At 48.8% G+C, this 12,596-nt stretch carries 9 protein-coding genes; 1 reads left to right on the top strand and 8 read right to left on the bottom strand.

All coding sequences use genetic code 11. The features are described 5' to 3' along the window. Positions 1-43: 43 nt before the first annotated feature. The gene (gene sbcB, locus AYY16_RS01440) at positions 44-1,462 is read left to right on the top strand and encodes an exodeoxyribonuclease I (RefSeq protein ID WP_067361086.1); all 1,419 of its coding nucleotides are present in this window, start codon (positions 44-46) and stop codon (positions 1,460-1,462) included. A 102-nt stretch (positions 1,463-1,564) separates the two neighbouring features. Here the strand turns inward: sbcB and AYY16_RS01435 are convergent, their stop codons facing one another. From AYY16_RS01435 to AYY16_RS01400, 8 genes are all read right to left on the bottom strand, one after another. Then, on the bottom strand, positions 1,565-1,858 hold the full coding sequence (locus AYY16_RS01435) for a hypothetical protein (RefSeq protein ID WP_067361083.1): 294 nt from the start codon (positions 1,856-1,858) through the stop codon (positions 1,565-1,567). A gap of 303 nt (positions 1,859-2,161) precedes the next feature. Next, positions 2,162-3,907: a D-lactate dehydrogenase gene (gene dld, locus AYY16_RS01430; RefSeq protein WP_067361079.1), complete on the bottom strand. Its 1,746-nt coding sequence runs from the start codon at positions 3,905-3,907 to the stop codon at positions 2,162-2,164. 113 nt (positions 3,908-4,020) lie between these two features. Beyond that, positions 4,021-4,806, bottom strand: a complete 786-nt coding sequence (locus tag AYY16_RS01425; RefSeq protein WP_067361076.1) for a sulfite exporter TauE/SafE family protein — start codon at positions 4,804-4,806, stop codon at positions 4,021-4,023. 181 nt (positions 4,807-4,987) lie between these two features. Beyond that, the gene (locus AYY16_RS01420; RefSeq protein ID WP_067361073.1) at positions 4,988-6,367 is read right to left on the bottom strand and encodes an APC family permease; all 1,380 of its coding nucleotides are present in this window, start codon (positions 6,365-6,367) and stop codon (positions 4,988-4,990) included. Between the two features lie 704 nt (positions 6,368-7,071). Further along, positions 7,072-9,045, bottom strand: a complete 1,974-nt coding sequence (locus AYY16_RS01415) for a ligand-gated channel protein (RefSeq protein WP_067361070.1) — start codon at positions 9,043-9,045, stop codon at positions 7,072-7,074. A gap of 393 nt (positions 9,046-9,438) precedes the next feature. Then, a complete protein-coding gene (locus tag AYY16_RS01410; RefSeq protein WP_067361067.1) occupies positions 9,439-10,254 on the bottom strand; it encodes an ABC transporter ATP-binding protein in 816 nt (271 codons plus the stop codon). A gap of 1 nt (position 10,255) precedes the next feature. Continuing rightward, positions 10,256-11,353, bottom strand: a complete 1,098-nt coding sequence (locus AYY16_RS01405; protein ID WP_067361064.1) for a FecCD family ABC transporter permease — start codon at positions 11,351-11,353, stop codon at positions 10,256-10,258. A 27-nt stretch (positions 11,354-11,380) separates the two neighbouring features. Then, a complete protein-coding gene (locus AYY16_RS01400; RefSeq protein WP_396672816.1) occupies positions 11,381-12,445 on the bottom strand; it encodes an ABC transporter substrate-binding protein in 1,065 nt (354 codons plus the stop codon). Positions 12,446-12,596: the final 151 nt, after the last annotated feature.

Below are 12,596 nucleotides of genomic sequence, written 5' to 3'. Positions count from 1 at the left end.
GCTACCCTGTAGCCCATAATGAATCAGACAGCAGGTGTAAACAGTGTCTTCTGCACAATTTTTCTTTCATGACTACGAAACCTTCGGACAAGATCCCGCCGGTGACCGCCCGGCACAGTTTGCCGGTGTCCGCACTGACAGTGAATTTAATATTATTGCAGAACCGGTGATTGCTTATTGCGCACCGGCTGATGATTACCTGCCGGATCCGGTTGCGGTCATGATAACCGGGATAACGCCACAGGAAGCGCTGCAAAAGGGTGTGAGTGAAGCGCAGTTTGCCAAACTCATCCATGACACCTTCACACAACCCGATACCTGCATTCTGGGTTACAACAGTATTCGTTTTGATGATGAAGTCACACGTAATATTTTTTACCGGAATTTTTACGACCCCTACGCTTACAGCTGGATGAACCGCAATTCCCGCTGGGATCTGATTGATATCACCCGCGCCTGCTATGCTCTGCGTCCTGAAGGGACAAACTGGCCGGAGAATGATGAAGGTTTGCCAAGCTTTAAACTCGAACACCTGACCAAAGCGAATGGTATAGCCCATGAGAACGCGCACGATGCGATGGCAGATGTATATGCCACTATCGCTATGGCAAAACAGCTCAGAGGCGCACAGCCGCGCCTGTTTGATTATTTCCTGGCGCTGCGGGATAAACGCAAACTCTCTGCCCTGATTGATATTCCGGCAATGACGCCGCTGGTGCATGTATCCGGTATGTTTGGTGCAATCCGGTCAAATACCAGCCTGGTCGCACCGCTGGCGTGGCATCCGGATAACCGCAACGCAGTGATTATGTGCGACCTCGCCGGTGACCTGACGCCGCTGCTGACACTGGATGCCGATACACTGCGCGAACGCCTGTATACCCGGCGCGATGAACTGCCACCGGGTGAATCCCCGGTGCCGCTCAAACTTGTTCATATCAATAAATGTCCGATCCTGGCACCGGAAAATACCCTGCGCCCGCAGGATGCACAGCGCATCGGGCTGGATAAAGACGCCTGTGCCCGTAATGCGCAATTGCTTTTACAGCATCCGGAAATCCGGGAAAAAGTGGTTGCCGTATTTGCTGTCGCGCGGGAATACCCGGCAGGAAATGATGTGGATCGCATGATTTATCAGGGATTTTTCAGTGATGCTGATAAAGCCGCCATGACGATTATCCGCGAAACTGACCCGAAAAATCTTCCGGCGCTGGCACTGTCATATCAGGATGCGCGTCTGCCGGAACTGCTATTCCGTTACCGCGCCCGCAATTTTCCAGGCACACTGGACGAAAGCGAGCAACAGCGCTGGCTGGCACATCGCCGTGAGGTGTTTAATCAGGAGAATTTAACCCGTTATTTTGCACGGATTGGTGAGATGATGCAGGAATATCAGCATGATGAGCAGAAAAGTGAGCTGCTGAAAAAACTGGTGCAGTATGCACAGCACCTGGCTGAATAATCAATATACCCTTATTCATTCAAACTGCAGGTTCGTTGGCTGCATCTTGAATGACGTTGGGTATAAACAATACGCCGGGCCGACAGCCCGGCGGGTTAATACTCAGTGTTTTTGCCCGGTATAAAATACCCGGCACAGAGATTCTTTGTATTTAGGGCAAACTATCACTGTCCGTGTGCGGCTTTCCTGATCCCGTCCGGTTTCTTTCAGCACCCCTTTCGTTATCAGTGAATCCGCACTGCTGTGCTTAATGCCGATGCTGACATTCTCTTCACGCGCATTGAGAATATAGACAATCAGCGCCCGCTCATCAGAACTGAGATTATGAAGAACCACCGATTTATGGCATTTTACAGGAGCTGTTTTGCCAAACGCATTTTTGAGTCTCTTAAACATAATAACCAATAAACAAGAAGAAAAGCTGATTATAGTGAAATTATACCCACATTAACATTACCGATTTATACTCGTTATACCGCAGGCATTCCGAATTATTCAGAGTAATTACGCAATAGTGACAAAAAAAATCCGGTCACGTAACCGCAACCGGACAGATAGCGCCTGGTAAACCCTTATTCATTCAAACTGCAGGTTCGTTGGCTACGCTCAGCCAGCCGGGTCACATAGTTTATCTATGCTCCCCGTCTATCTTCCCTTGCCGCCTGCCTGCAATTCGAATGACGTTGGGTATAAACCCTGTTACGGCTTGCTATCTCCGCAGCCGCACCCTTCATGCCCTTCACCCCAGAATTTTAATTTGCTGGTTTTCCCCAGCCCCGGGTTCATAGTATTGGTCGGATCCGTTACTTTATAGAATGCTCTTAATTGTGGTTTGGCTTTATAGATATGACCAACATTGTGCTCTGCCGGGTATTCTGCTCCGCGCGCATTGAGAATGTTAAGCATCTCTTCTTTCAGCGCATGCGGATCAACGCCTTTCTTCACAATATAATCCTGATGAAAAACATGGCATAAAAAGTGTCCGTAATACAATTTATGCACCAGTTTATCTTCAATTTCCGGCGGCAGTTGTTCCAGCCACACGCGGTCGTTGCGCCGCAGCGCAATATCCAGCGCCAGAATATCTTCCACTTTCTGACTGTTTACCGCGTGATAGCGGATAGCCGCACCGGCTGCCACAAAGCGGTGTAAAAAGGCATCTGCACCCTCTTTCGCATCACATTCAAAAAAAGCACCGTCTGCTGAATCAAAAAATCCGCTCAGCCACTGACGCGCTTCATCAATGCCATCCCCTGACATTTTCAGCATCAGATGGTGCTCGTATTTCTCATGATACTCTTCCATCCGCCGTGGCAGGTGATTTGGCCACAAGTGGCTGAGCATTTGCATTGCTCTGTCAATAAAGTGCTTTGGTAAGAACGGAATTTTATTACATACCGCATCCATCCGCCCTTTGATGGTAAACAGCTTCGGCATTTTATCCGTGCCGAGTTTATCGATCATCAGGAAACTGTCTTTACCGTACACTTTCGCGATGTCATAACATTCGCGGTGCATATATTCACCGGCAACAGGCAGATGGGTAAAATCCGCAAGAATATGGCGGCGGATATCTTCCAGCACGTCCGGTGTATTAGTACCGATGTAAAATACCTTGCTTTCGCCCTGTGACGGGAACGTATCAAGGCGCACAGCAAACACCACCAGCTTCCCGGCACACCCGGAGGCTTCAAACAGACGCCGTTCATCAGCATTAAAACGTGAAGGCGTATCCGCATCCACATCACGGATGCGCTGCTGATAATCAGGATCAGATGCCGGTTTATCCGTGCTTTCAATATCATCATCGCCGTACTGCCGGTTTTCCAGGCCGTTTAATATCGCCTCCGGTGATGACCCTAATTCAATACCAAGGTGATTAACCAGCTCTGCTTTGCCGTCTGCACTGACGCGCCCGTACAATGCCAGCTCGGTATAAGCGGGTCCGCGCTGAACCAGCGAACCGCCTGAGTTATTGCAAATTCCGCCGACCACAGAAGCCCCGATACAGGAAGAACCAATCACGGAATGCGGCTCACGTCCCAGCGGTTTCAGTACTTTTTCCAGGTGCCACAATGTGCTGCCCGGCAATGCAATAACCTGCTGCTGTTCTGACAATACCTGAATTTTATCCAGCCGCAGGGTACTGATAATAACAATATCGCGGTCATAATCTTCACCGCTGGGTGTGGAGCCTTCTGTCAGACCGGTATTGGCGGCCTGCATAATCACAATTTTGTCTGCCTCAACGATGGCCTTAAATACCTGCCACAGTTCATATAAGGTTCCGGGGAAAACCACGGCCAGCGCACTTCCCTCACCGGAACGAAAGCCTTTACGATAGCGCTCTGTTTTATGCGGCTCGGTCAGAATGTGCTTGTGACTCACAATATCCGTCATCACCTGAATGAGCTGTTTGTTGTCAGGCTCCCGGCTGTCGTTCATGATCTTTCCCCTGTCAGATTAATTATTGTACATTAGATGATTATGCCTCTTATATCATTTGTAATACAAACTCTATTTTTAACAAATTTAACAGATTCGCTACTATTTTGTTGTCATCTGAACAGATTGATAAGCAACGTCAGCATCATGATCCCGACCGTCAGGATTAGGATTTTACGGACAATTTCCCCGTTAGTGCGGATGGCATGTTGGCTGCCCAGGTGGTTGCCGAGCAGACTCGCGGCGATCATCGGAATACTGATAAGGAAAGCAATGTGACCCGCCATAATAAAGGCAACCAGCCCGCCGATATTAGAGGCTAAATTAAAAATTTTGGATGTCGCGGAGGATTTGAGTAAATCGAGGTTATTGATCAGAAAGAGACAGATAATAAAGATACTGCCGGTACCGGGTCCGAAAAATCCATCATAAAATCCGACAATAAAACAGGTGAAAAAGACCAGCCAGACGGATTTTCGTACCGCACTGTCCTGCTGCGCGCGCCCGAGCCGGCCTTTAAAGAAGGCCGCCAGTAGCCCGAGTGGTAACATACAAATGATAATGTAGGTTATCGTTTCAGCGGGCAGGTAAATTATTGCCTTTGCACCGACCCATGCCCCGAGAAATGATGAGACAATCCCCGCCGGAATAATTTGCCAGTAAATCGATTTATTTTTAATAAAATTAGTAATAGCGGCAAGCGTACCAAAAGAACTGACCAGTTTTTCCTGTCCCAGCGCCATGTGCGGCGGCAGACCGGTCAGCATAAACGCCGGGATTAAAATCAGCCCCGCGCCTCCTGCAATAGAGTCAATATATCCGGCAATAAATGACGCGATCACTAACAGCGCCAGCCCCGCATAAAAATAGTCCGCCATCAGACTGTGTTCAATGTACATCCGTATCCCTCTGTCTTTGTTTTTATTCTGTTATTTCAGCATGTTAATTTGTCATATTATACTCTGAATAATTCCGGATGCAGCCAGTGAACCTGCAATTTGAGTCAATAAGGGTATACATAAAAAAAACGGCGCACAGAATCAACCTGTGCGCCGTTATGCAGCGTAAACTGCCGGACAATTACTGTTCGGGCATCTGCGGCATCGGACGGCGGAAACGGCGGGTCAGCCATAACATATAGACAAGACCCAATGCGCCCCAGCTCAGCCCTAATTCCATCGATTTAGCATCGAGATTGAACCAGAGCACGGTTACTGTTGCGGCACCAATAACCGGCAGGATCAGATAATTAATATGATCAGCCAGTGTTTTATTACGCCGCTCACGAACCCAGAACTGAGAAATCACAGACAGGTTCACAAAGGTGAATGCCACCAGCGCACCAAAGTTAATCAGCGCGGTCGCTGTGACCAGATCAAACCAGACTGCACTCAGTGCCAGCACGCCGACCAGCAGCACATTCAGTGCCGGTGTCCGCCATTGCGGGTGAACATAGCCGAAGAATTTCTCCGGGAACACGCCATCACGCCCCATCACATACATCAGACGGGATACCCCTGCCTGTGCTGCCATACCGGAAGCCAGTACCGTCACACAAGAGAAGACCAGAATGATGGACTGGAAGAATGCACCGGCGACCATATACATGATTTCAGGTTGTGATTCTTCCGGATTAGTAAAGCGCGATACATCCGGGAAATAGAGTTGCAGGAAGTATGACACTGCGATAAAGATCAGGCCGCCAATCAGCGCCGTCAGGAAAATCGCTTTCGGGATAACTTTACCGGCATTCGGTGTTTCTTCGGACAGGGAACTGATACCGTCAAATCCCAGGAAGGAGAAGCACAGTATCGTCGCCCCGCTTATCATCGGAATAAGCTCAGCATCTATGGAGGCAAACGGACGGAATGAGAGCAGTGAACCTGCACCTTCGCCGCCGGACACGCCACGGATAAGTAAGCCGACAAAGATGATCATGACCGCAACCTGAACCACAACAATCACGGTGTTGAGGTTTGCCACGACATTAATGCCGCGCAGATTGAATAATGTCATCAAAAAGACCAGCCCGCCGACAAAGACCCATGTCGGGCATTCCGGGAAAATGGCCTGAAGATAAATTTTTGCCAGCAGAATATTGATCATCGGCATGAACAAATAGTCCAGCAGAGATGACCAACCTACCATAAAGCCGATATGCGGACTCATGGATTTCTGGGCATAGGTATACGCAGAGCCTGCGGACGGGAACCGTTTGACCAGTTTGCCGTAACTCAGCGCAGTAAAAAGAATGGCTGTCAGTGCGATAGCATAAGACGTCGCGACATGACCGCTGGTAATTTCTGACACGATCCCGAAAGTATCAAAGATAGTCATCGGCTGCAGATAGGCAAGCCCCATCATGACAACCTGGACGAGAGTCAGTGTTTTTGCGAGTTGAACGCGGTTATTGGCACCAGTACGATTGCGGCCAATATTGAGGGCGATATTATCTGACATGAGCGAATCCCCCCGTAACACCGACAATCATACTGATACTACTATCAGATGGCGTGTTACCGGGAAGACTTCGCATCTGCCTGTAGGCAGTGAAGAAAGAAGGGGTTGGAAGTGCTGTACGGGAGCATTTGGCTCCGTAGTCGTCGTTGCAGCAGCAGCCGGCGCCGATAGGCACAGGTGCAAAAGTAGAAAAGTGCGCCATTTATCGCATCCTCAGATCCGGGGTTTACAACCCGGTAAAATTCGTAATAGTTATCCGGCCTTGCGGCCCCTTTTTGTCAATGACAGTTTTTTAGTGCAAAAAAAAAACCGATGCGGATAAATGCATCAGTTGTTTTTTGGATGGCGCATTTTGCACCCCCCCGTCATAAATTTCAAGCCTTGATCGCCTTTATCAGGCAATTTTTTTTATATAGCGTTTTATTCACAGAATTTCTGTGACGAAACTTTGAAAATTTATAGCAAAAACGTTAAAAAATCCGGTTGATATCGTGTTTTTCAGTGATACTGACGCCATAAAAAAAAACACGGCTCCGCAGGCAGGGAGCCGTGTTTTGTACTCAGTAATAACTGATGCCCTACCCAACGTCATTCAAGTTGCAGGAAGGCGGCAAGCTCCGCCAGTCGGGGAGCATAGGTAAACTATGTGACCCGACTGGCTGAACGCAGCCAACGCACCTGCGGTTTGAATGAATAAGGGTATATCAGAAATTATAATTCATACCAATATTATAACGACGACCATCTAACGTTGCGCCATAATCATCCATATCAATGCGGCGATCCAGCACGTTATACACACCCGCCACAAAATTCAGGTCTTTACTCAACTGATAGCTGCCACCGATATCGACTGTTGCATAAGAACCGGTTCCTGACGCCATATTGGTGCGTGACAGATAATCAGATGTTTTACCGCGGAAGTTAACCCGGCTCCAGCTTTTCACATCCTGCGTGGTATCCCAGTCAAGTGTCGCGTTCGCCATATGTTTAGGGGTTTTGTTCAGCGCTTTACCTTTGAATTTACCGCTTTTCTGCTCGGAATCCGTGAAGGTATAGTTTGCTGATAATGACAGTGTATCTGTCATTTCCCAGTTCATTATCGCTTCCACGCCGCGCATATTGGCTTTGTCGACATTGATACGGTCACTGACGAAAATATAATCGTTACCTTCCGGGTCTTTTTCAGTACATTTTATATCCGTTCCTGTACCGCAACGGCGGATTTCCGTGATCTTATCTTTAAAGTCAGTGTTAAAGACAGTCAGGCTCATATTGAGGTTATCCTGATTGTTCCACATCACACTGATTTCTTCAGTAACGGTTTTTTCCGGTTTCAGCTCCGGGTTACCAAAGATAACGGCATTCGAGTTGCCGCCGCCGGTTGCCTGACCCCAGGAGGCTGTCGCCTGGCGCAGATCCGGTGAGCGATAGCCCGTTGATACACCGCCTTTGACTGACCAGCTTTCATCAAGATGCCAGACGCCGTAAACACGCGGTGTCCAGTGCGTGCCGAAGTTTTCATCCTCATCCATACGCAGACCGCCGGTCAGCGTAAAGTCATTGGTCAGCGCCCAGTCATCTTCCGCAAACAGTGCCCAGCTGTAACGTTCCAGCTTATTACCGTCCAGTTTATTGTTGTTATCTTTCAATTCCTCAAAGCGATACTGACCGCCGAGGCTTAACATATGGTCGCCCAATGGCACTACAGTCTGATTGCGGGCAATAGTGTCGTAATATTCCATATCACGACCGGGGTTTTTGGTTTCGTTACGCTGAACATAGCTGTTCATGCTGCCCCAGTCATACTGACCATCATGGGTCAGCGCGTATTGCATCATTTCATATTTGCTGAAGCCGCTGGATTTTTTCTTCTTGCTTGATTCTGAGGCACTCTTTTCCCAGCGGGAATCACGGTGCTGGTTATCTTTTTTGAAATCGAAATCAATGCTGTTCTGCTCATCCGGCGTCAGTGTCAGTGTACCGCCGCCGCTGCTCATGATCTGACGGTTAAATCCGTTTGAAAAATTATCTTCACCACGATGAGAATACTGACCATTCACTTTCATGCTCAGAAGATTATCGATCAGCGGACCGGCGGCATAAAAACTACCCTGCCCGGTATTACCACTGTTTTTGCTTTCTGTAATGGTCGCATCAGTCCGGATGCTGGTGTGCCACTCACCCTGTGCTTTACGCGTGATAATATTGATAACCCCGCCCATGGCATCCGAGCCATACAATGACGACATCGGGCCGCGTACCACTTCAATGCGTTCAATCGCAGTGAGTGGCGGCAACCATCCCTGTTCAATACCGGAGTTATCACTATTAGGACGCGTTTCACGGCTGGCAACGCGCTTACCGTCAACCAGGATCATGGTGTATTTCGGATCCATCCCGCGGATACTGATGTCAGAAGAGCTCCCGCCACCGGTAACCACCACACCCGGCACATCTTTCAGTGCATCGGTGACATCACGGTAAGCTTTACCTTCCAGCTCTTCACGCGACACCACTGAAATGGTGGCTGCGGCATCTTCGATTTTCTGCTGAAAGCCGGATGCGGTGGTCACCACAATCACATCCTCTTTAGCGGCTGCCTGTACTGCGGATACCTGTGCGGTGAGTGCTGCGATAACACTTAACGCCACTTTTCGTTTTGAAAAAATAACCATTATTTTTGATTCTCCAAGAAAGAAATATTATTTATGGACAATCGACATTTGCTCTGAGGGCTTTATACCCTTATTCATTCAAACTGCAGGTGTGTTGGCTGCACTCAGCCAGCCGGGTCACATACTTATGTATGCTCCCCGTCAGTCTTCCCTTGCCGCCTTCCTGCATCTTGAATGACGTTGGGTATGTCCCTTTATTTTAATAATAATTACCCCTGCCGTTTCCGACATTAATAATTATTTTATTACCTTTAATAAGGCTAATTATATTTATATAGAAAATGATACAACAATATCAGACCGACACAGCCTGAATAACACCTGAGATTATGCTTTCCTGCGAAAATAATTTTCGCAGGAAAAAAGAAAAAAATCACATTACCATTCGGTTTATTATAACAGAGATGCCTCTGTTCTCGGCACCAGACCATCAATCACCACATGCGGGACAGCCTGCGTGCAGTGCTCTATGCGCCCGCGCACACCATAAACCCGTGCCAGACTGTCCGGGGTAATAACTGCTTCCGGTTCACCTTCCGCAATTAAATTACCGTCTTTCAGCATTAATATATGGTCGCCATGACGCAGCGCGATATTAATATCATGAACAACAACAACGGTTATAATATTCCGGCGCTGCGTTTCACGTTTAACTAAATCCATCACATGATATTGATAATTTAAATCCAGCGCACTCAGTGGTTCATCCAGTAATAATAATGACGGCTTGCGAATTAAGGATTGAGCCAACCCGACTAATTGCTTTTGTCCGCCGGATAATTGATCCAGATAATGCAACGCCAGATGTTCAATACCTAATTGTGACAGCAAAGACATGACATCATTTTCACTGTCACTGTCCGATACTCCGCCGGATGCGCGCTGTGCCACAATCACGGACTCCAGCACATGCAGATGCACACCTGCCGGTAATGTCTGCGGCAGATAAACCACCTGCTTTGCACGCTGTGCAAAATTCATCATGGTCAGGTCATGCCCGTCCAGCAGCAATTCACCGCTGGCTTTATTCAGCCCGGCGAGCGCACGCAGCAGTGTGGATTTACCACTGCCGTTCGGTCCGAGCAGCACGGTGATTTTTCCGCGCGGCAAGGGAGCCACATTCAGGTTTTCAATGATTTTACGTTTCGGATAACCCGCGTAAAAATTATTAATTTTTAATCCATTGGCAGACAGTGTGTTGATATCCATCTTACATATTCCCTTTATGACGCAGGATCATGCTCAGGAAAAACGGCACACCTACCAATGATGTAACAATACCAACCGGAATAATGACGCCCGGGATCAGGTTTTTCGAGGCAATTGACGCCATCGATAACACCAGCGCCCCTATTAATGCACTTGCCGGTAAATAGAAGCGGTGATCTTCACCGAACATCATCCGGGCAATATGGGGAGCAACCAGACCGATAAACGCAATCGGTCCGACAAATGCCACCGCAAGCGCCGTCAGAATACTGATGCGCAGTAATGTCCCGAGACGCAGACGGCGCACATTAATACCAAAACTGACCGCACGATCTTCACCCAGGCGCAACGCCGTCAGTTTCCAGGAGTTACTCATGGAAATCGGCAGTAATATGGCAAAAGCCAGCGCCATCACACCCAGTTTAATCCAGGTGGCGCGCGCCAGGCTGCCCATTGTCCAGAACACCAGTCCCTGCAAGGTATCTTCCGTGGCAATAAATTGCATCATGGACACCAGGGCATTAAAGGTAAAGACCATCGCGATACCAAACAGGACCACTCCGGAGGTTGCCACGCGCGTCCAGCGGGTGATGACGTCGAGCATCATTGCCGAGAGCAGTGCAAACACAAAGGCATTAGCCGAAACCAGCCACTGATCCGGCACACCCGGAATACCCAGACCGAGGACAATCGCCAGCGCGGCACCAAATGATGCGGCGCTGGACACCCCGAGGGTAAACGGGCTTGCCAGCGGGTTATTGAGAATGGTCTGCATTTCAGCACCGGCAAGACCAAGAGCCAGACCTACCACCACCGCCATCAGGGCATACGGCAGACGGATATCCCAGACAATCACACGGGTTCCCGCAGAGACACTTTCCGGCGACATCAGAGTCTGCCACAGCGCCTCAAGAGAGAGCCCGGAGGGTCCCATTGTGAAATCCAGCAGCACAGTACAGATAATAACCACTATCACGGCTGACATCATCATCAGCCGCCTGCGCAGCAAGTTCCGGTAATGTGATTTAACATCACAACTCAAACTACCGTCTGTCTTACCCGGCGTGGTCTGTAACATGGCTTCGGTGGTAACACTCATTCTTCAAATACCTGCTGACACTTAATATTATTTTCCGCTGACCCAGTATGTTCCTGTCGGTTCGACTGCCAGGAACTGGCTGTACATCTCATCCATGGTTTTCTTCGGATCTAAATCTTTAAACTGCTCCGGATAAAACCACTTGGCGAACATCTGCGCGGCCAGCACGTTATAAGGGGAGTTATAATAGTTGTGCCAGATGGCATAGTCACGCCCTTCTTTTACCGCTGTCAGTGTATTAATACCCTGACGCTCTGTAATGGCTTTCAGGCTGGCTTTTGCCTCTGCTTCTGTCGCTTGCGCACCCAGTTGCACACCGGCATCTGTACTGCCCGGTGCTTTTGCACCACTGACCAGATAGATATCCGGGTCAACTGCAATCACTTTCTCCAGGTTCATTGTCCCCAGCGGGGTAGGCAATACCGCTTTAGCGATATTTTTGCCCCCGGCAAGATCAATAAAGTTACCGAGATTACCATCACCGGCAGTACCACAGCAGTCAGGGAATGACCCGGCGCGCAGATCAATAAAGACTGTTGGTTTTTTATCTTCCGGGATGCTATCTGTCACATCCGTCACTAATTTCATCTGCTTTTGATAGAAATCTTCAAAGGCTTTGGCTTTCTCTTCGCGGTGCAGCACTTTACCCAGCACACGCATGCCCGGCAGCGTATTTTTCAGCGGCTCATTACGGAAATCAACAAACACAACCGGGATACCGGCTTTTTCCAGTTGCCCGACGAGTTCGCTGTTTTTACCCGGTCCGTGACCGGCCAGACCAAAAATGGCCACATCCGGATTAAGCGTTAATACTTTTTCTGAACTGACACTGTCTGATGTGGTGTTGCCAATCAGCGGGATATTGTCGATTTCAGGGAATTTAGCTTTATAAACAGCATAAGATTGCGGATCGAGTTTGCGGAAATCCCCCTGCCACCCGGCAATGCGCGCCAGCGGTTTATCACCTTCCAGCAGTGCCACGGCGTGGATCATGCGCCCTTCCCCTAACAGGATGCGCTCCACTTTTTCCGGAACCTGAACTGTGCGCCCTGCGGCATCAACCACTGTTTCAGCCCATGCGGTACTGCTCATCAGTACGGCACCTGCCACCAGACTCAGGCTGAGCCCCTTTGCTACAGAAACTAATTTCACGTTACCGACTCCTGTTATCTGTCAGAAATTGGCGATAACAATAAAGCAAATAAGAACTCTTATCAATACGGAATAATTATCTTCCTCATTA

Source organism: Morganella psychrotolerans (assembly GCF_001676155.1).
Lineage (GTDB): Bacteria > Pseudomonadota > Gammaproteobacteria > Enterobacterales > Enterobacteriaceae > Morganella > Morganella psychrotolerans.
This window is presented reverse-complemented; position numbering and strand designations above follow the sequence as displayed.

Bases quoted from the DNA above. Each gene is read 5' to 3' on its own strand.
- AYY16_RS01425 (WP_067361076.1), bottom strand. From the start codon at position 4,806: ATGTACATTGAACACAGTCTGATGGCGGACTATTTTTATGCGGGGCTG.
- AYY16_RS01405 (WP_067361064.1), bottom strand. From the start codon at position 11,353: ATGAGTGTTACCACCGAAGCCATGTTACAGACCACGCCGGGTAAGACA.
- AYY16_RS01400 (WP_396672816.1), bottom strand. From the start codon at position 12,445: ATGAGCAGTACCGCATGGGCTGAAACAGTGGTTGATGCCGCAGGGCGC.
- AYY16_RS01410 (WP_067361067.1), bottom strand. From the start codon at position 10,254: ATGGATATCAACACACTGTCTGCCAATGGATTAAAAATTAATAATTTT.
- AYY16_RS01415 (WP_067361070.1), bottom strand. From the start codon at position 9,045: ATGGTTATTTTTTCAAAACGAAAAGTGGCGTTAAGTGTTATCGCAGCA.
- dld (WP_067361079.1), bottom strand. From the start codon at position 3,907: ATGAACGACAGCCGGGAGCCTGACAACAAACAGCTCATTCAGGTGATG.
- AYY16_RS01420 (WP_067361073.1), bottom strand. From the start codon at position 6,367: ATGTCAGATAATATCGCCCTCAATATTGGCCGCAATCGTACTGGTGCC.
- AYY16_RS01435 (WP_067361083.1), bottom strand. From the start codon at position 1,858: ATGTTTAAGAGACTCAAAAATGCGTTTGGCAAAACAGCTCCTGTAAAA.